The organism is Micromonospora wenchangensis (assembly GCF_002210435.1).
GTDB classification, from domain to species: domain Bacteria; phylum Actinomycetota; class Actinomycetes; order Mycobacteriales; family Micromonosporaceae; genus Micromonospora; species Micromonospora wenchangensis.
Window position 1 is genome coordinate 1 of the sequence record NZ_MZMV01000066.1, and the last position, 19,031, is coordinate 19,031.

A 19,031-nucleotide genomic window follows, 5' to 3' on the forward strand; every position below is an offset into this window, starting at 1 on the left:
CCTCCCCCCACCACCCCGCCCCCGACCACGCCGCCGCCCACCACCCCGCCGCCCACCACCACGCCGCCGCCGGGCCAGTCCGGCGACTGCGCGGTGGGCTACACGATGAACTCCTGGAACGACGGGTTCACCGCCAGCATCCGCATCACCAACCGCGGCACGTCGGCGATCAACGGGTGGACCCTGGCGTTCACCCTGCCCACCGGGCAGACGCTCACCAACGGCTGGAACGCCACCTACACCGGCACCAGCGGCCAGGTCTCCGCCCGCAACGTCTCGTACAACGGGACGCTGGCGGCCGGGGAGTCCACCGACATCGGCTTCCAGGCCACCCACACCGGCAACACCGGCCGGCCCGCCTCCTTCACCCTCAACGGGGTCAACTGCGCCGTCTCCTGACGCGACCATCCCACCGGCCGGTGTGACCGCCTCCCCTCGGGGCCGCGGTCACGCCGGCCGGCCGCGTGCGCCGGTCCGCACGCCCGCCCGGTCGTCGTGTCCGACGGTTCCACTGGTCCACCCCGGCGACCGGCCCCGCCGGGGGCGGGTGCGTGACACCCCGGAGCGGCGGCGGTCACTCGTTGCTCCCGGTCGACTACTCCACAAGGTGCATCCCGTCAGGTGGGACGACATTGCAAGCCTACTAATCCTATCGGCAGGATAGGAAATCGAGAGGCTGGCGTTGTCGTGCTGGTCACTGGTCTGCCGGCGTCGAGGACGACGCGGCCCGCGTACCGAAGGATGGGATGTCGATGACCGTCACGCACCCCGCCGGCGTCGAGGAGGTCGTGCTCGGCGGCGGGCGGTCGCCCGCGCCGCCGGGCCGCCCACCCGCCACCGGCGTCGTCGCACGCCTCACCCGGCCCCTGCCCGCGCTGCTGCTCGTCGGCCTGCTCGCGGCCGGCTGGCAGCTCATGGCGCACACCTCCGGCAGCGCCCTGATCCCCGGCCTCGGTGCGGTCGCCCGCAACCTGGCCGACATCACCACCAGCGGCGCGCTGGCGGAGAACGTCCGGGTCACCCTCACCCGCGTCGTGCTCGGCTTCGCGGCGGCCTTCGTCGTCTCCGTCGCCGCCGGCATCGCGATGGGCCGCAGCGAATGGCTGCGCCGCTTCCTGGAGCCCGCCGTCCTCATCGGACTGGCCACCCCCGGCCTGGTCAAAGCCCTGCTGTGCGTCATCTGGTTCGGGGTGAGCCTGCTCAACCCCGTCCTCACCGTGGCACTCGCGGCAGCACCCGCACTGACCATCAACGTCGCGCAGGGCGTCCGGTCGGTCGACCCGGCGCTGAGCGAGATGGCCCACGTCTACCGGTTCGACGCGCTGACCCGACTGCGGTACGTGTGGCTGCCCGCCATCGTCCCCGACCTGTTCACCGGGGCACGCCTGGGCATCGCGATGGCCTGGAAGGTCATCGTGCTGGTGGAGATCTTCGGCCTCGCCGACGGCGTCGGCTACCAGCTCAACCTGGAGTTCTCCCAGCACAACGTGGCCGGCGTGCTCGCCTGGACCGTCGCCTTCGCCCTGGTCATGGCCGCCATCGAGTACGGGCTGCTGCAGACCCTGGAACGTCGCGCGGTGCGTTGGCGGCGGGTGGCCCTGCGATGAGCGTCCGGATCAGCCTCGACGGCGTCGACAAGGCGTTCACCAGCCGGCGCACCGGCGAACGGCAACAGATCTTCCGCGACTTCTCCCTCACCCTCGCCCCCGACGAACTGGTCGCCGTGGTCGGCGGCTCCGGCACCGGCAAGACCACCCTGATGCACCTGATCGCCGGCCTGGAACGCCCCGACGCGGGCACCGTCTCCACCGGCGGCGGACGACCCCGCCTCGGCATGGTGTTCCAGCAGCCCCGGCTGCTGGACTGGACCTCCGTCGAGACCAACGTGCGGCTCGCCGCCACGGCGGCCGGCGTCGACCCCGCCGAGGTCGCCCCGATCCTCGACGCCGTCGGCCTGACCGACTACGCCCGGTCGTACCCGTCGGTGCTCTCCGGCGGGCAACGCCAACGCGTCGCCGTGGCCCGCGCGTTCGTCGTCCGACCCGAGGTGCTGCTGCTCGACGAGCCGTTCAGCGCGCTGGACGAGCTGACCGCCCGCCGCCTGCGGCTGCTGCTGCAACAGCTCTGGCTGCGCACCCCGCGCACCGGCCTGCTGGTCACCCACAACGCGCTGGAGGCGGCGTTCCTCGCCGACCGGGTGGTGGTGCTCGGCGGACGCCCCGCCGAGGTGGTCGGGGAGTACCGCATCGACCGCCCCCGCCCCCGCAGCCCCGAGGACCCCGACCTGTTCGACGTGCACCGCCGCATCGTCGCCGCGCTCACCTGAACCCGCCCCACCCCTCGGCGCGGCCACCGGCCCGCCGCCCGCACCCCGCGAGCCGGGGCAACCCTGAACCACCCGGAAGGAACCTCCGTGTCCACGACACCCCTCACCCGACGCTCCCTGCTGCGCGCCGCCGGGCTTGTCGCCGGCAGTGCCGGCGCGGCCACCCTGCTCAGCGCCTGCGGCGTCGACGAGCCGGCCGCCGCCGGCACCCGCAGCGCCAAGGTGCAACCCCGCAGCCCCGGCACGGCGGGGGCGATCCGCGACTCCGTGGCCGAGCAGTTCGGCCTGGAGGCCAAGCACGGGCTCCACCTCGACCGCAAGGCCGGCGGCGGCCCCGGCGCGGGACAGGAACAGTTGCTCACCGGCGTGCTCGACATCTACGCCTTCGGCCCGCTGGGCGCGACCGAGGTCAACACCAGCGGCCACGACGTGGTCATCGTCGGGCCCTCCCTGTGGAACCACGGCCGCTGGATCGTCCCCGCCGACAGCCCCTACCAGAGCATCGCCGACCTGAAGGGCAGGAAGGTCGGCGTGCAGCCACCCAGCAGCGACACCTACCGGGCGGCGGCCCTCGCCGCGGCGGTCAACGGCATCCGCTTCGACCGCGAGTTCAAGCTGTTCACCGGGCAGCCCATCGCCAACCTCGCCCTGTACGAACGCGGCGACCTCGACGCGATCATCGCCATCGAACCCAACGCCACCCGCCTGGTCGGCTCCGGCAACCGGCAACTCGCCTCCGTCGACGAACTGTGGCGTAAGGGCACCGGCGAGCGCAGCCCGCTGTTCCTCAACGGCACCGCCGTACGCCGCGACTGGCTGGCCGCCAACCGGGAGACCGCGAGGGCGTACGTCGACTTCACCCTGGAGGCCTGGCGACTGATCAAGCAGGACCCCACCCTGATCGGGAGGTACCACGCCGACTACGGCGTCCCCGCCACCGAGAAGAAGGCCATCGAACTACTGCCGGAGCGGCTCGCCCCGGTCTACGCCGACGTGTGGGACGACACCGTCTTCGCCAACCTGGAGAAGCAGATCGACCTGGCCGTCGAGGTCGGCGTGCTGAAGAAGCGGGCCGCCAAGCCGGTGTACGAGAAGCTCTGAGCCGGCGATGTCCCTGCCCTGGCGCAGCCGCGCCGCCCTGCTGGTGTGCTGCGGGACGCTGTTCCTCGGCGTCCTCGACGGCGCGGCGTTGAACCTGGCCCTGCCGTCGGTGCACCGCGAACTGCGGCTGAGCACGACCGAGTTGCAGTGGGTGGCGACCAGCAACGCGCTGGTGCGGGCCAGCCTCACCCTGCTCTGCGGTGCGGTCGCCGACCGGTACGGGCGGCGGCGGACGTTCCGGGTCGGGCTGCTGGTGTTCGCTGCGGGGTCGGTGCTGTGCGGGGCCGCCCCGCACGCGCCCGCCCTGATCGCCGCCAGGGGCGTGCAGGGCGTCGGGGGAGCGTTGATGGCCCCGCCCGCCCTCGCCCTCATCGCCAACCTGTTCCCCGACGCGGTACGCCGCGGCCGGGCGCTGGGCACCTGGAGCGCGACGGCCGGGGTGTCGGCCGCCTGCGGACCCCTGGTCGGCGGGGTGCTGGTGCAGGCCGCCGGCTGGCGCAGCCTGTTCGCCGTGAGCGTCGGCGGCGCGGCGCTGCTGTACCTGGGCACCCGGCTGCTGCCGCCGGGCGTCGTCGACGGTCCACCCCGCCGCCTCGACGCGCTGGGCAACACGCTTGCCGCCCTGGTGCTGGTCGGCTTCACGTTCGCGCTGATCGACGGCCCGAGCCGGGGGTGGCTGACCGGCCCGGTCCTGGTCGCGCTGGCCGTGGCGGTGGGAGCCGCCGTCGGCTACCTGCCGGCGGCCCGCCGCCGCCCCGACCCGGTGCTCGACCCGCGCCACCTGGCGATCCCGGCGCTGCGCGGCGCGGTCGTCACCGCGGTCGTTGCCTACCTGACGCTGGGTGGGTTCACCTTCGTCAACACGTTCTACCTGCAACAGGTACGCGGGTTCAGCCCGCTGGCCACCGGACTGCTCACCCTGCCCACCACCCTCGGCACGCTGGTGCTCGCCAACGTCTCCGGCCGGATCGTCGGCCGGCGCGGCGGCCGGCTGCCCGCCACCGTCGGGCACCTGTCGTTCGTGGCGTCGATGACCCTGCTCGCCCTGACCGTCACCACCGACGCCGGCCTGGCCCCGCTGCTCGTCGGCTACCTCCTGCTCGGCGCCGGCATGGGCCTGGTCAACCCGCCGGCCACCAACACCGCCGTGAACAGCCTGCCCCGCGACCGGGCCGGGGTGGCCAGCGCCATCACCAGCGCCTCCCGCCAGATCGGCACCAACCTCGGCGTCGCCGTCCTCGGGGCGGTGGTGGTGTCGGTGCTGGCCCTGACCGGCCAGCCCACCAACGACGTCGCCCGGGTCGCCGCCGAGGCGCCCGACGACTTCACCACCGCCCTGCGCGTCGCGTACGGGCTCGTCGCGGCCACCGCCGCGTACTGCGCGTACGTGACGTGGCGTCTGTTCCGGCCGCCGTCCGGACCCACCCCGGGAGAGGAGGTGGTGGGCAACGAGGACCCGTCGACGGCAGCACCGACCGCCACACCCGCCCGATAACGCACAGCACGACACCAGCACAGAAGGGACCACCCCGGTGACACTCAAGAAGGTCAGGAGCGTCCGCAGCGGCGCCATCTTCACCCTGCCGTACCTCGTCGGCCTGGAGCACGGCTACTTCGCCGAAGAGGGCATCGACCTGGAACTGGTCGCCCCCGGCTCGTACGAGACGGTGCTCAAGCCGATCGAGGAACACGAACTGGTCAGCTCGTTCGGCGGCATCTCCAAGCCGTTCGAGAGCGGCGACGTCTCCCTCTACCGGGCCTGCGAGTGGGGGCAGATCCGCCGCTCCCACGACAGCGGACGCGGCGGCCAGATCATCGCCAAGCGGGCCTCGGTGGCCAGCCAGGCGATCTTCGTACGGCCCGACTCCGACATCAAGCACCCGCAGGGCCTGGCCAACCGGACCGTCGGCGTCAACTTCCACCACGGCTCGCACTACCTGGCCATCCAGTCCCTGGAGGGCTTCCTGGAGCAGGACGAGATCAAGGTGGTGCACGCCGGCGGGCCGGCCGAGCGGTTCCGCAAGCTGCGCGACGGCGAGATCGACGCGGTGGCGCTGATGGAGCCGTGGACCACCGCCGCCGAGAAGCTCGGCTACGTGCTGATCACCGAGGCGTTCTACGTCGGCTCGGAGATCGCCAGCGCCGACGTCGACCCGGAGACCTTCGCCGCCGTCGACCGGGCCGTCCGCCGGGCCGTCCAGAAGATCAACGAGGACATCCGGCCGTACCTGCACCACTTCGTCGCCGAGGTCCCCGAGGACCTGGTGAAGCTGGAGCCGACGGACTTCCGGCTGGGCCGGCTGCGCTACATCGACCCGGAGCCGTACCCGGAGGCGGAGTTCGAGCGCACCTACCGGTGGATGGTGAAGTGGGGCCTGATCACCCCCGAGTCGACCTTCAACTCCATCGTGGACAACCGGGTCGTCACGGTCTGACCCTGCTTTGGGGCCGGCCCGGCCGACGCGGGCCGGGCCGGCCCCGTGCCTTCCCCGACGCCGCCGCCGGTGGCCTGCCGGGTCAGCCCGGTGGCAGGTCGGCCAGGCGGTGCAGCAGGCGGTTGATCCGGGCGCGTTCGGCCGGGGTGAATCCACTGAGCAGTTCGTCCTGGGCGGCGTCGACCAGGGCGTCCAGCTCCCGCATCCGGGCGGTCCCGGCGGCGGTGACGTGGACGACGTTGCGTCGGCGGTCCGTCGGGTCCGGCTCGCGGCGCAGCAGCCCCTCGGCCTCCATCCCGTTGAGCGTGTCGACGGCGTCGCCCCGGTCGATGCCGAGCCGGCGGCACAGCTCCGCCTGGCTGATGCCGCCGAACTCGTCGAGCGCGGCGAGGATGGCGTACCGCATCCGGTCGGCGGGGCGGTCCAGGTGCCGGGTGACGATCCGGTTGGCGCGGGCCGCCGCGTGGTGCAGCAGCCAGCTGGTCAGCCGCCGGAGCCGGGCCGGTGGCGTTCCCGGTGTCGGTTCGGTCCGCTCTGTCATCCGCCCAGTGTACCGAAACGTTGGACCTCCAACGATATTCTGTTATCGTTGGAGGTCCAACAAAATTTTCCGGATCGGGGGCGGCGATGACGGCAGCCGGCGGGAACGCCGACCCGGTCTCCGCGACGGGACGTGTCCGCACCACGGCGGTGCCCGTCCCGGTGTGGTGGACCACGGTCGTCCTCGCCTCGGGCTCGGTGCTCACCGGCCTCGACACCTCGCTGGTCAACGTCGGCATCGAGGTCATCGGGCGCGACCTGGGCGCCTCGTTGACCGAGGCGCAGTGGATCAACAGCGGCTACCTGCTGGCACTCGCCGCGACGCTGCCGGTCTGCGGCTGGCTCAGCCGGCGCACGGGGGCCGGCCGGCTCTGGCTCTGGTCGCTGGCCGGGTTCACGCTCATCTCCGCGTCGTGCGCGCTCGCCCGGAGCGCCGACATGCTCGTCGTCGCCCGGGTGCTCCAGGGGCTCACCGGCGGACTGCTCATCCCCGCCGGAATGGCCATCCTCGGCCAGGTCGCCGGCCGGGAGCGGATGGGTCGGGTCATCGCCGTCGCCAGCGTCCCGTCGATCCTGGCCCCGGCCTTCGGACCGATCATCGGCGCCCTGCTCGTCGAGAACCTCTCCTGGCACTGGATGTTCCTGATCAACGTGCCGATCGGAATCGTCGGACTGCTGCTGGCCCTGCGGGTGGTTCCGCGCGGCGAGGCCGGTCATGCCGGCCGGCTCGACCTGCCGGCCCTGCTGCTGGTCGCCCTCGGGCTGCCGTTGCTCACCTACGCCGTCACCCGGGCGACGGACCGCGGCGGGCTGCTCGCGTCGTCGGTGCTGGTGCCGCTGGGGGCCGCGCTGGTCGCGTTGGCGCTCTTCGTCCACCGGTCGTTGCGCGCCGACGAGCCGCTGATGGACCTCCGCCTGGCCAGGGACCCGGTCTACGCCGCCGCCGCGGGCACCATCGTCTTCTCCGGTGCCGCCCTGTTCGGCGGGCTGATCGTGATGCCGCTCTACTTCCAGCTCGGGATGGGCCGGAGCATCGTCGACACCGGGCTGCTGCTGATGGCGTTCAGCCTCGGCGCCGCGGTGACCTTCCCCCTCGCCGGCCGGTTGGCCGACGACCACGGTGGCGGCGTCGTGGCCCTGGTCGGCCTGGCGGTCGTCGTGGCCGGCACGGTGGCGATGGCGCTGCTGCCGGCCGACCCCGACCTGGTGCTCGTCGAGGCGCTCCAGGTCGTCCGGGGTGTCGGTCTGGCGCTGGCCGGCTCACCCGTCGTCGCCGCCGCGCTGGCCCGGGTGCGGCCCGACCAGATGCCGGACGCCAGTTCGCAGGTGAACACCCTGTCCCGGGTCGGCGGCGCGCTCGGCAGCGCGCTGTGCGCGGTGGTGCTCTCCGGCGCGCTGGCCGACGCCGGCTCCGACGCCGAGGTCGCCGCGGCCTTCCGGGTCACCTTCCGGTGGCTGACCGGGATGGCGCTGGTCGCCCTCGTCCTGGCCGCCCGGCTGCACCGGGCGCAACGACGCGCGCAGGCCCGGTGACCGGGACACCACCGGGCACATCCCACCGATCAGGAGGTCATCTCATGCGTACCGCCATCATCATCGGCAGCACCCGACCGGGACGACGGGGCGCGGCGGTGGCCCGCTGGGTCCACCGGCTGGCCGCCCAGCGGGGCGACGCGGTCTACGAGGTCGTCGACCTGGCCGACCACGACCTGCCGCATCTCGACGAGCCGGTCCCGGCGGCCATGGGGCCCGAGCACTACACCGCCGCGCACACCCGCCGCTGGGCCGAGACCGTCGCGTCCTACGACGGGTACGTCTTCGTCACGCCGGAGTACAACCACTCCTATCCCGGCGTGCTGAAGAACGCGATCGACTACCTCTACACCGAGTGGCACCACAAGTCGGCGGGTTTCGTCGGGTACGGCCTCAACGGCGGCGCCCGGGCCGTCGAGCACCTGCGGCTGGTGCTGGCCGAAGTGCACGTCGCCGACGTCCGCGACCAGGTCGGCCTGCACTGCTTCGCCGAGTTCGACGCCGATGGCGAGGTGCGGCCCACCGGCAACCAGGTGGACGTCCTGCACCGGATGCTCGACGAGGTGACGGCCTGGGGCGGTGCCCTGGCCACGATGCGCCAGCGGTGACCGGCCGCCGGCGGGACGGCGGCACACCCGCAGACTCCCGCTACGCGAGAACCAGCTGTCCGAGTTCCTGGGTGCATCGGGTGAGCGCGACGTAGAGGCCGTTCCATCCGCGCGGCCCGGCGGCGATGCCCTGGGGGTCGACGAGGAGCGCCGCATCCCATTCCAGTCCCTTGGCCTGGACCGCGGTGAGCACCGGCACGTCACTCAGTACGGCGTGGAGTTCGGCGATGCGGTCGGCGGGGGCGATGACGCCCACCGTGCCGCCGTGCCACCGTTGCTGCAACTGCCGGACGGCCCGGGCAGCGGTGGCGGCAAGCTCCGCAGGGGCGACCGTGCGCACCCAGGGGTCGATGCCGCAGGAACGCACCGCCCGGGGCGGGGAGTTGTGGCTACCCGCCCGCTTCAGGACGGGCCCGGTGAGGTCCATGACCTCGCGCGGGGTGCGGTAACAGATGGTGAGTTCCGCAGCGGTCCACCGCTCGCCGAAAGCTGCCCGTACCGCCTGTGCCCAACTGGTGTGCCGGTGCGCCGCCTCCGCCTGATCGATGTCACCGACCGCCGTGACGGATCGACTGGGACAACGCCGCAGCACCATCTGCCACTGCATCTCGGACAGCTCCTGCGCCTCGTCGATGACGACGTGGCCGTACACCCAGCCGCGCTGCCGGCGGGCGTGGTCGGCGACGGAACCGCCAGGCGGTGGCGGGGCCCCGGTTTCGCCCAGCAGGTCGGCGACGGCGTCGAGCAGGGGGATGTCGCTCGGAGCCCACGGTGCGGGCTCGGTCGACACGGCGGTGAGCTCCGCCGCGGACAACCGGGGAACGAAGCGGGCGAGCAGGGCGCGGTCGGTCAGGAGACCGCTCACCATCTCTTCGGCGTCGAGGGTGGGCCACCAGGCCTCGACGAACCGGGCGATCGTCGCGTTCTCCCCGATCCGACCACGGAGAATGTCGATCTCCTCCTCGGAGAGCAGCCCGTCGACGTCACTGCCGGTGGGCCCACCTCCGGGCCGGAGGTCCTGCTCCATGCTCCGGTCTACGCGGGCGAGGATGTCCTCGAAGCCCTCCTCCATCGCGTGCATCAGCGCCTCGCGTCGATCGACGACGGCTTCGGTCAGGAGGTGGTGCAACTGCTCGGCGCACGCCTCGCGGGCCCGGTGATAGGGACGTCCCCGCACCGAGGCGAGTACCTGGGCGACCGTCCCGGCGGGGATGACGTAGAACTCGCCCTCCCAGCGCAGCTTCAACTCACGGGGCCGGGGGAACAGCGAGCCGACGTAGTTCTCCAGCGCGGCCTGCCACAGGGCGCGGCCCTTGATCTCGGCGAGGGTGCGGCTCTCGTCGCGGCCCACGCGGATGTCGGGCAGCAGGGTGTCGCAGGTCGCCGAGACGACGGCGGTCTCACCGAGCGCGGGCAGCACCTGGGCGATGTACCGGAGGAACCGCGGGGAGGGACCGAGGACCAGGACCGCCTGGTCGGCCATCGTCGCGTGGGCGAACAGCAGATAGGCGACGCGGTGCAGGGCCACCACCGTCTTGCCGGTGCCGGGACCGCCCTGCACGATCAGCGGGCCGGTCGCCTCCGCCCGGATGATGTCGTCCTGTTCGCGTTGCAGCGTGGAGATCGCTGCCGACATGTGACCGGTGCGCCGCTGGTCCAGGGCGGCCAGCAGCGCGCCCTCACCGACGAGTTCCGCTGTCATGGTCCCGTCCAGCGGCTCGTCGTCCACCCCGACGACCACCGGTCCCGTCGTGCGGATGTGCCGACGCCGTGCCTGCCCCTGCGGGTCGACAGCCGTCGCGGTGTAGAACGGCCGGGCCGCGGGAGCGCGCCAGTCCAGCAGCAGCGGCTCACCGTCCTCGTCGTCGTTGCGCAGGCCGACCCGGCCCACGTGCCGCACGGTGCCGTCAAGACCGTCGAGGCGGCCGAAGACCAACCGTTCCTGCGCCCGCCGCAGCTGCTCGTACTGCTGGCGGAGCATGCGCAGCCGCGCCCGTTCCAACACGTCCGGGGCAGCCGAGGAAAGCTCCGCCTGTAGGTGGTCGACGAGAGTGTCGCGCCGGGCGATGGCCGAGTCGAGAAACTCCTGTTCCTCGGCGACCGCGGATCGGCGCGCGGCGTCCGCTGCGGGGGAGGTTGACGTTCCACTGCGGGTGACTGCCGTGGTGACGTCGGTGATGCCATTGTCCGGAGCAGATTTCCGACGCATTCGCAGATCCTCGGACTGGTGCTTTTTTCCTGCCACCCGACCGGCCGCAGGTGTTCCGGCGACAAGCATAGGGTCGCTGTCTCCTCGTCGTGCCCTGATGCGGTCGGCGGAGATGAGCATCTCAACAGCTCGCAATTCCTTGCCGTTCGTGGCCCTGTCCCATCGTGGCGGGTCATGCGTTGACATGCATCGATGCTTGCGTTAGCTTCGGGGAAAACACGAACGCAATGATCCCGACATTTTTGTCGACGTCGCGTCGCGTCGGCACCACGCTGCCCGACGCCCGACCCAGGGAACTGTCGTGACCACTTCGCTCGCCTCCGTACAGAATCCGTCCACCCTCCGCCGGCTGGCGTCGGTCTGCCTGTCGGTCGTGCTGGTGGCCGCCGGCATCGCCGGAGGATCGCCGTCGGCGTCGACGGCCGCGCCACGGGTGGCGGCGACCCCCACCACGCCACCCGCGTCCTACCCCGGCCCGGGCCGGGTCACCGGGGACGTCGGCGTGCACGATCCGACGATCGTGCTCCGTCCCGGTGGCGGCTACCTGCTGGCGCACACCGGCGACAACATCGCGCTCAAGACCTCCAGTGACCGGATCGCGTTCCGCAACGCGGGAACGGTGTTCCCCGGCGGCGCACCGTGGACGACGACGTACACCGGGGGCAGTCGTAACCTGTGGGCGCCGGACCTGTCCTACCGCGACGGCCGGTACTGGCTGTACTACTCGGCCTCGACGTTCGGCTCCAACCGGTCGGCGATCTTCCTGGCCACGAGCACCACCGGGGCGTCGGGCAGTTGGACCGACCAGGGTCTGGTGATCGAGTCCCGCACGTCGGACAACTTCAACGCCATCGACCCGAACCTGGTCGTCGACACCACCGGCAGGTGGTGGCTCAGCTTCGGATCGTTCTGGTCCGGCATCAAGATGGTGGCGCTGAACCCGGCCACCGGGAAACGCGCCGACACGACCCTGCACAGCATCGCCGGCCGCAACGGGGGCGCCATCGAGGCCCCCGTGATCGTCCGGCACGGCAACTACTACTACCTGTGGGTGTCGTTCGACAGGTGCTGCCAGGGCGCGGCGAGCACCTACCGGGTCATGGTGGGCAGGTCGACCTCGGTCACCGGCCCGTACGTCGACCGCAACGGGGTGGCGATGACCGCCGGTGGCGGCACCCAGGTGCTCGCCGGGCACGGCAGCATCCACGGACCCGGGCACCAGGCGGTGTTCACCGACACCGACGCCGAGGTGCTCGTCTACCACTACTACGCCGACAACGGCGCGTCACTGCTCGGTATCAACCTGCTCGGCTACGACACCGCCGGCTGGCCGTTCGTCTACTGACCGGGGCGGGGCCGCGACGAGGTGCCGCCGTCCGCCCGCCGCCGGGACGGTGTCCGCCACGGCGGCGGTGAGGCGGGCGGCGAGCGCGGCCACCGCGGCCCGCAGCTCGGGCCCCTCCTCGACGGTGAACCCGAACGGGATCGCGGCCAGCCACTCCCCGGCGTACATCCGGGTGTTGGTGGTGCTGCCGGTGAGCACGCAGCGCTCGCCGGCCGGCTCCAGCCGGCCCATCGTCGGCCCGACCCAGGGCGCCACCCGTTCGTACGGCTCGTGGAACACCACCCGGGTCGGGTACTTCCACCCGGAACCCAGGTGCGCCTCCAGGGCGGCGACGGGGTCGAGGTCGGCGGGCGGGGTGAACGGCTGCGGCAGGTGCCGCACCGCCCCGATCCGGTCGATCCGGTACGTGCGGACCGCGTCCGCCCGGTGCGAGTGGCACAGCAGGTACCAGCGGCCGTGGCGCACCACCACCGCCCACGGGTCGACCTCGGCCTCCCACGAGGTGCCACCCTCGGTGGTGTAGCGCACGGCCACCCGACGACGGTCGGCCACGGCCGTGACCAGCGCGCTGGTCGTGATCGGGTCGGCGTGCACCGCTTGCCGGTCGGCGGCGGCCGCCGCGTACGCGCGCAGCGCCGCCGCCTGCCGTCCGACGCTGTCGGGCAGCGCCCGGATGAGTTTGCTCAACGCGGACCCGACCAGCCCGTCGGCGTCGATCGCGGCCGGTTGCCCGTCGAGGACGGCCATCACCAGGCCGATGACCTGTTCCTGGGTGAACACGACGGCCGGCAGCCGGGCACCCCGGCCGAGCCGGTACCCGCCGTACGGCCCCCGGACGGATTCGACCGGGATGCCGGCCTCCCGCAGGACCTCGACGTAGCGGCGCGCGGCGCGTTCGGTCACCCCGAGGCCCGCGGCGAGCTGGGCGGCCGTCGTGCCGGGCCGGTCGCGCAGGATGTCGAGCGTCCGCAGGGCGCGGGCGGTGGGGCTGACGGCGTTCTCCACGCGACGGACGGTACCGGAAGGAAAACGTCCGGAACCGGTTCTAGGTTGACCGTATGACGGATGAACGGATCGTCCTCGTCGGTGGTCTCTGGCTCGACGCCCCGGTGTGGGACGGCGTGGTGACCGAACTGGCGCGGCGCGGCCGGCACGCGGTGGCGGTGCGCCTGCCCGGCCAGGGTGACGGGAACACCACGGCGACGCTCGACGACCAGGTCGACGCGGTGCTGGCCGCCGTCGACGCGGCACCGGACGGGTCGGTGGTGGTGGGGCACTCGGCCGCCTGCTCCCTGGCCTGGCTGGCCGCCGACGCCCGGCCCTCGACGGTGCGCAGGGTGGTGCTGATCGGCGGGTTCCCACCTGCCGACGGGGACTCCTACGCCGACTTCTTCCCGATCGAGGACGGCGTGATGCCCTTCCCCGGCTGGGCGCCCTTCGAGGGCCCGGACGCGGCCGACCTCGACGACCGGGCCCGGCGGGAGTTCGCCGCCGCCGCCGTCCCGGTGCCCGAGCAGGTCGCCCGGGGGACCGTGCGGCTGACCGACACCCGGCGGTACGAGGTGCCTGTCGTGCTGGTCTGCCCCGAGTTCTCCCCGGCCCAGGCGCAGGCCCTGATCGACGCCGGTGACCTGCCCGAACTCGCCAAAGTCAGGCGCGTCGACCTGGTCGACATCGACTCCGGGCACTGGCCGATGCTCAGCCGGCCGGTCGAACTGGCCGGCCTCCTGGCCGACCTCTGACGGGTCCGGCGGCATCCGGCGGACCCTGCCGGGTGCGACGGGTGACCCGGCGGCACCGGGCGACGGTGAACGGGGGCGCACCGGTGCGGCCGGCTCACCCGGCCGGGTGAACGGGTGCGGGACGCCACGGCGGCGGTCCGGGTACCGTAGCCGGCGAGTCGAGAGGAGCACCGCGTGCAGGATCAGCCCGAGCCGCTCACCGCGACCACGGTGGGGATCAACCCGGCCACCCTGCCCAGCGGCCCCGGCTGCGTCGAGTGCGAGTCGTCCGGCGGATGGTGGTTCCACCTGCGCCGCTGCGCGGCCTGCGGCCACGTCGGCTGCTGCGACTCGTCGCCGGGCCAGCACGCGACGGCGCACGCCACCACCGAGGGGCATCCGGTGGTGCAGAGCTTCGAACCCGGCGAGGACTGGTTCTGGGACTACCCGGCGGACCGGTTCCACCCGCACGGCCCGGAGCTGGCCCCGCCGCACTCGCGTCCGTCCGACCAGCCGGCCCCCGGCCCCCGGGGCCGGGTACCGGAGGACTGGAAACGTCGGCTGCACTGACGGGCACGCGGTCCGTTTGGCTCGGTGACCGGCCGGGCAGAACGCTGCGGTGACCGCCGCCGATGACCTGCCCACCATCGAGTTCCGTCGCTCCCGCGGGCGTCAGGTCGGCTTCCTGACGGCGGCCGTGCTGGCGGCGGCGCTGGCGGTGGCGGTGGTCAACCTGGTCTCCGGCGACCCCTGGTGGGACGGGCTGTGGACACCCGCGCTGTGGATCCTGGCCCTCGGGCTCCTGCGCGGAGCGGCCCGCCCGTCGCCCGCCGGTCACCAGCCGCAGTTGCCGCTGCGGCTCACCGCGGACCAGCTCGAGGTGACCGGCCCGGGTGGACGCACCCTGGCCGTCGGGTGGTCGAACGTCGCCCGCGCGGAGATCACGGGGCGGCTGTACCCGGTCCTGGTGATCGAGCCGGCCGATCCGGAGCGGACCATCCCTCCGCTGGCCCGGTGGGAGTGGGCGGTCACCGGGCAGAGCCGGCCGTACGAGATCCGGGTCCCACTGGCCTACCTGAGCCCCGGCCGTGACCTGCTGCGCCGGGAACTGGCCCGTCGCCTGCCCGGCCCCGCCGATGCCGGCCGACCCGCCCGGTAGGCCGGTTGCCACGGTTGCGGACCACCGGCCCACGGCAGGCCCGACGTCGGGCCGCCGCACCGACCCGTCCGGGTGCGCGGGTCGGTGCGGCGGCCGGGTCGGACGTCAGACGGCCGTGCGGGACCACTGCTGGTTGGTGCCGGTGTTGCAGGTGTACTGCTTGAGCACCTGGCCGTCGGCGGTCGACGCGGCCGGCACGTCCACGCACTTGCCGCTGTGCCGGGCCCGGAGCTGGAAGTAGCTGCCGTTGGTGACCATCTGGAACTGCTGGTTGGTGCCGCTGCCGCAGGTGTACTGGATGAGTTCGGCACCGTCGGCCGTGGAGGCGCTGGTCACGTCGAGGCACTTCCCGCTGTGCCGGCTCACGACGCGCCAGTAGCCGCTGCCCGCGTCGACGAACTGCCACTGCTGCCAGGCGTTGCCGGCGTAGGTGTACTGGCCGACCCGCGCCCCGTTGTCGGTGTTCGGCTGCTGGACGTCCATCGCCTTGCCGCTGTGCCGCACGGTGACCCGGTAGTACGTTCCGCTGCTCGGCGGCGGCGTGGTGGGGCCGTCGCCGACGGTGTCGCCCCACCCGTAGCGGACCCGGTCGGCACCGGAGGGGTTACGGATGCTCAGGTTGAGGTCGGTGCCGCTGCCGCTGAGCGCGTACATCGAGTACCAGTCGTAGCCGATGGTGCCGGGCTTGCCGCCGAGGGCGGGCCAGTAGGTGCCGCCCATCTGGTTGTCCCGCATCACCTGGGCCATGGCCCGGATGTGCCGGACGAAGTTGTCGGTGCTGTTGGCGTCGGCGTAGTTGCGGCCGTCGTTCATCGGCGCGCCCCACTCGGTGGCGACGGCGCGGGAGGCGCAGTTGCCCAGGCGGGTCTGGATGTGGCTGCGGAAGGCGTCGTAGCTCATCTCGCCGTAGAAGAACGCGTAGTGGTGGAAGGAGAGCAGCGTCGCGTTGAACCGGCTGTCGTTGCAGATGTCCCGCAGGTCCTGGCTGAAGCCGGTGCCGCCGATGAGGACCCGGCCGGGCACCGCCGAGTAGTGGTAGCTGAGCCAGTTGGCGGCCACGGTGCGCCACTCCGCCGAGCTGTAGCCGTGCGGCTCGTTCATCGGTTCGAAGTAGACGTTGGGGTTGGTGCCGTACGTGTTGGTCACCGTGGACCACATCGCGTTCCAGGCGGCGAGGTTGGTGATCCGGCCACCGGAGGCGGCACCGTCCTCCCAGTACGCCAGGATGACCTTGAACCCGCGTGCGGTGGCGGCGTCGATGGCCCCCCGGTACGCCTCCCACCACGCCGTCCCGACCGTGTGCGTGTTGATCGGCAGCCGGACGGTGTTGACCCCCATGGTGGCGGCCATGTCGTCGTAGAGGGCGTTGGCCTTGGCCCGTACCGTCGCGTTGCTGTCGGACGCGCTGAGGCCCTGCACGACGAGCGGGCCGGTGCTGAAGTTGTCGCCCAGCACGGCCCAGTTCATGCCACGGAACCCGCTGGTGGCGGCGGTGGCCGGGGACGACACGACGACTGCGCCGCCGACCATCGCGGTCGCCACGGCGGCCAGCGTGACCAGCAGCCGGCGGAGCAGACGGTGTCGCCGCGCCGCCGCTGGGGACGACGTGGTCCGGGGCGGGGAGTGGTCGGTCACGTGATCGGGCCTCTCTGGTCGGGACATCGCGCCGATGTCGTCCGAGCGTGCCCACCGGGTGTGCCGGCGGCGGGCGACCATCGCTGTTAGCGTTAACATGAGCGGGTCGCGGAGGGTGTCCTGAATGTTGCCTGCGTGTTGCTGGCAAGTCTCACCGAACGCCCCCGGGGTGTCAAGCATCGACAAGCGTCATTCGGGTCGGCGGGCGCGGGGGCGATCAGGGCGGATCGACGCGCCCCGGCGGCCCCTCGTCGGCGGCCCGTGGCCGCGCCCCCGCCCCGCCCCGACCGGCCCCGCGCCGGCGGTGTCGCAGCTCCACCGGCAGGCAGGCCACCGCCGTCGCGGCGGCGACGAGCAGCAACACCACGGCCAGGTTACGGCCGTACGGCAGCGGCAACACCGAGGGATCGTCAGGCGGGCGGCCGAAGCCCAGCACCAGCGGCAGCGCCACGACGGTGAGCGCGGCGGCACCGATCACCCCGGCCCGTACCACCGGCCGGTGCCGGCGCGGGACGAACCGGGCGAGCAGCGCCCCGACTGTCAGCACCCCGGCCATCCAGACGACGTCGTGCCCGACCAGCACCCCGGCCAGGAACACCAGCACCCCCGCCGGGGCCAGCTCCGGATCGGTCAGCGCGCCCGCCACGGCGTACCCGATGAGCAGGGCGCCGGCCGCGACGAGCGCCACCCGGGCCCTCACCGCGCCTCCCGCACGACGATCCGGCCGACCCACTTGGTCTGGAGCACGCCCGGCCGGTTCGGCGCGATCAACCGGGCCGGGTAGCCGTGGTCGGGATGCAGGGGTTCCCCGCCCAGCCGCAACGCGATCAGCGTCGCCGGGTCACCCACGTGCGCCGACCCGACCGTCGACGCCCGGTAGCGGCCGGCCGCCTCCAACGACTCGACGCGGACGCTCGCCCGGCCCGGGTCCGCCCCGACCAGCGCGACCAGGTCCCGCAGCCGCACCCCCGTCCACCGCCCGGTCGCGCTCCACCCCTCCACACAGGCGATCGGCAGCTCGGCGGTGTGCTGCGGCAGGGCGTACAGGGCGGCGAGGTCCAACGCGACCCGCCCGCCCGGACCGTCGACCACCAGCCGGTACGCCGGATCTCCGACGTCCACCCCGGCCCGGCGGGCGGTCCGGTTCACCGGCAGCCCCTGCGGGCCGACGTCCGGCCGGCGCGGGGCGAGCACCGCCAGGCCGGACAGCGGCCGGACGGTCTGCCCGACCGTGGTCAGGGTGATCAGCCCGGCCGCGGCGGCCACCCCGGCGAGCAGCCCGCGCCGGCTGAGCCGCTCCTGCGGCGACCCGACGCCCGGCCGGGCCAGCGCGGCCCGGACCGCCGGCAACTGCACGCCGACGTGCACCAGCAGCGCCCCCACCACGAGCCACGCCACCCGGTAGTGCCCGGCGGTGAAGAAGAACGGCATCGGCGCGTACCAGCGGGCGACGTTCAACACCCCGCCGACCACCTCGAACAGGGCCGCGGCGACCAGCACGCCGACGCTCGCGCGTTCGACCGCGTGCGCGACCGACCGCACCGGCGGCCAGCGGAACAGGTGGTGGTAGACCGACCACAGCTTGGCCCCGAGTAGCGGCACCGTGGCCAGCCCGGTCGCCACGTGCAGCCCCTGGGTGAACCGGTAGAGCCCCACCGGCCGGGCCGGCCACCGGAACCAGCCCGGCGGATGCTGGATCAGGTGGCTGAGCAGCCCGGTGAGGAAACACACGGCGAACGCCACCCCGAGCGCGACGCCGAGCTGGCTGGTCAACCGGGTCGACCGCAGCGGCGACGGGAACCGGTCGGGGGCTGGTGCCGACCACCGTCGGGCGGGCCGCCGCGGCACCGCCGGCCGGCCGCTCACCGGGGGCCGAGGGTGGCGAACCACCGGCCCGCCTCGGTCCAGGTGTCGCGCACCCGCAGCGCCGTCTGTCCGGCCAGCGTGGACAGGCCGTCCAGGGGTACGCAGGCCCAGGGCAGCGGGCCGTCCGCGCCGCCCGGCGTCCGCACCACGGCCGTACCGGACCAGGCCGGTGTCCCTGGTGGCGCGAACTCGACGTGCAGCCGACCGTCGGCGGCCAGCAGCCGCCGGCACCGGCGCAGCAGCCGGCACGGGTCCCCGCCGATGCCCACGTTGCCGTCGGCCAGCAGCAGGTGCCGCCACCGCCCGGCCCCCGGCACCGGCCCGAACACGTCCCGGCGCAGGGCCACCGCACCACGCCGCCGGGCCAACCGGACGGCGGTGGCGCTGACGTCGATGCCGAGCGCGGGCCGCCCGGCGTCGATCAGCGCACCGGTGAGCCGGCCCGGTCCACACCCGACGTCGAGGGTGGGTCCGGTGCACCGGGCCAGCAGCGACGCGTCCCCGGCGACGGAGTCCCGGCACCAGAGCGCCGGATCGAAGCGCAGCACCCCGC

At 73.3% G+C, this 19,031-nt stretch carries 19 protein-coding genes; 12 read left to right on the plus strand and 7 right to left on the minus strand.

Features of this window, described 5'->3' with window-relative positions:
• From B5D80_RS27235 to B5D80_RS27260, 6 genes are all read left to right on the plus strand, one after another.
• A partial coding sequence (locus B5D80_RS27235) for a cellulose binding domain-containing protein (protein ID WP_211291666.1) occupies positions 1–399 on the plus strand: 399 nt, incomplete at its 5' end.
• A gap of 353 nt (positions 400–752) precedes the next feature.
• Positions 753–1,607, plus strand: coding sequence for an ABC transporter permease (locus B5D80_RS27240; protein ID WP_211291667.1), 855 nt, complete (start codon positions 753–755; stop codon positions 1,605–1,607).
• Entirely contained in the window at positions 1,604–2,326 is a 723-nt protein-coding gene (locus B5D80_RS27245; RefSeq protein WP_088646806.1) for an ABC transporter ATP-binding protein, read from the plus strand. Before B5D80_RS27240 ends, B5D80_RS27245 begins: the two co-directional genes overlap by 4 nt.
• A gap of 87 nt (positions 2,327–2,413) precedes the next feature.
• Positions 2,414–3,427, plus strand: coding sequence for an ABC transporter substrate-binding protein (locus tag B5D80_RS27250; RefSeq protein WP_144081779.1), 1,014 nt, complete (start codon positions 2,414–2,416; stop codon positions 3,425–3,427).
• A gap of 7 nt (positions 3,428–3,434) precedes the next feature.
• The gene (locus tag B5D80_RS27255; protein WP_088646808.1) at positions 3,435–4,922 is read left to right on the plus strand and encodes an MFS transporter; all 1,488 of its coding nucleotides are present in this window, start codon (positions 3,435–3,437) and stop codon (positions 4,920–4,922) included.
• A 37-nt stretch (positions 4,923–4,959) separates the two neighbouring features.
• Positions 4,960–5,862 carry an ABC transporter substrate-binding protein gene (locus B5D80_RS27260; RefSeq protein WP_088646809.1) on the plus strand — a complete coding sequence of 301 codons (903 nt, stop codon included), beginning with the start codon at positions 4,960–4,962 and terminating at the stop codon, positions 5,860–5,862.
• Between the two features lie 82 nt (positions 5,863–5,944).
• Here the strand turns inward: B5D80_RS27260 and B5D80_RS27265 are convergent, their stop codons facing one another.
• Positions 5,945–6,403 (minus strand): MarR family winged helix-turn-helix transcriptional regulator, encoded by a 459-nt coding sequence (locus B5D80_RS27265; protein ID WP_088646810.1) that lies wholly within the window; start codon positions 6,401–6,403, stop codon positions 5,945–5,947.
• An 86-nt stretch (positions 6,404–6,489) separates the two neighbouring features.
• On the opposite strand from B5D80_RS27265, the gene B5D80_RS27270 reads away from it, so the two are divergent.
• Both B5D80_RS27270 and B5D80_RS27275 read left to right on the plus strand, forming a co-directional pair.
• Complete coding sequence (locus B5D80_RS27270; RefSeq protein ID WP_088646811.1) at positions 6,490–7,935, plus strand: DHA2 family efflux MFS transporter permease subunit; 1,446 nt, start codon at positions 6,490–6,492, stop codon at positions 7,933–7,935.
• A gap of 44 nt (positions 7,936–7,979) precedes the next feature.
• Complete coding sequence (locus B5D80_RS27275) at positions 7,980–8,543, plus strand: NADPH-dependent FMN reductase (RefSeq protein WP_088646812.1); 564 nt, start codon at positions 7,980–7,982, stop codon at positions 8,541–8,543.
• A gap of 40 nt (positions 8,544–8,583) precedes the next feature.
• On the opposite strand, the gene B5D80_RS27280 is transcribed toward B5D80_RS27275, so the two are convergent.
• Positions 8,584–10,752 carry a HelD family protein gene (locus tag B5D80_RS27280; RefSeq protein WP_088646813.1) on the minus strand — a complete coding sequence of 723 codons (2,169 nt, stop codon included), beginning with the start codon at positions 10,750–10,752 and terminating at the stop codon, positions 8,584–8,586.
• A 301-nt stretch (positions 10,753–11,053) separates the two neighbouring features.
• On the opposite strand from B5D80_RS27280, the gene B5D80_RS27285 reads away from it, so the two are divergent.
• Positions 11,054–12,097: an arabinan endo-1,5-alpha-L-arabinosidase gene (locus tag B5D80_RS27285; protein WP_211291668.1), complete on the plus strand. Its 1,044-nt coding sequence runs from the start codon at positions 11,054–11,056 to the stop codon at positions 12,095–12,097.
• Here the strand turns inward: B5D80_RS27285 and B5D80_RS27290 are convergent.
• Positions 12,038–13,102, minus strand: a complete 1,065-nt coding sequence (locus tag B5D80_RS27290) for a helix-turn-helix transcriptional regulator (protein ID WP_088646814.1) — start codon at positions 13,100–13,102, stop codon at positions 12,038–12,040. The two genes, B5D80_RS27285 and B5D80_RS27290, sit on opposite strands and share 60 nt — an antisense overlap.
• A 53-nt stretch (positions 13,103–13,155) precedes the next feature.
• Between B5D80_RS27290 and B5D80_RS27295 the strand changes: the two genes are divergently transcribed.
• From B5D80_RS27295 to B5D80_RS27305, 3 genes are all read left to right on the plus strand, one after another.
• Complete coding sequence (locus B5D80_RS27295) at positions 13,156–13,839, plus strand: alpha/beta fold hydrolase (protein WP_088646815.1); 684 nt, start codon at positions 13,156–13,158, stop codon at positions 13,837–13,839.
• A gap of 174 nt (positions 13,840–14,013) precedes the next feature.
• Positions 14,014–14,388, plus strand: a complete 375-nt coding sequence (locus B5D80_RS27300; protein ID WP_088646816.1) for a UBP-type zinc finger domain-containing protein — start codon at positions 14,014–14,016, stop codon at positions 14,386–14,388.
• Between the two features lie 49 nt (positions 14,389–14,437).
• Positions 14,438–14,977 carry a hypothetical protein gene (locus B5D80_RS27305; RefSeq protein ID WP_088646817.1) on the plus strand — a complete coding sequence of 180 codons (540 nt, stop codon included), beginning with the start codon at positions 14,438–14,440 and terminating at the stop codon, positions 14,975–14,977.
• 105 nt (positions 14,978–15,082) lie between these two features.
• On the opposite strand, the gene B5D80_RS27310 is transcribed toward B5D80_RS27305, so the two are convergent.
• From B5D80_RS27310 to B5D80_RS27325, 4 genes are all read right to left on the minus strand, one after another.
• Complete coding sequence (locus B5D80_RS27310) at positions 15,083–16,612, minus strand: RICIN domain-containing protein (RefSeq protein ID WP_245855010.1); 1,530 nt, start codon at positions 16,610–16,612, stop codon at positions 15,083–15,085.
• Positions 16,613–16,829: 217 nt separating this feature from the next.
• A complete protein-coding gene (locus tag B5D80_RS27315; RefSeq protein ID WP_088646818.1) occupies positions 16,830–17,312 on the minus strand; it encodes a hypothetical protein in 483 nt (160 codons plus the stop codon).
• Positions 17,309–18,478: a molybdopterin-dependent oxidoreductase gene (locus tag B5D80_RS27320; RefSeq protein ID WP_211291669.1), complete on the minus strand. Its 1,170-nt coding sequence runs from the start codon at positions 18,476–18,478 to the stop codon at positions 17,309–17,311. The genes B5D80_RS27315 and B5D80_RS27320 overlap by 4 nt, the downstream gene beginning before the upstream one ends.
• Entirely contained in the window at positions 18,475–19,026 is a 552-nt protein-coding gene (locus B5D80_RS27325) for a methyltransferase domain-containing protein (RefSeq protein ID WP_425437272.1), read from the minus strand. Before B5D80_RS27325 ends, B5D80_RS27320 begins: the two co-directional genes overlap by 4 nt.
• Positions 19,027–19,031: the final 5 nt, after the last annotated feature.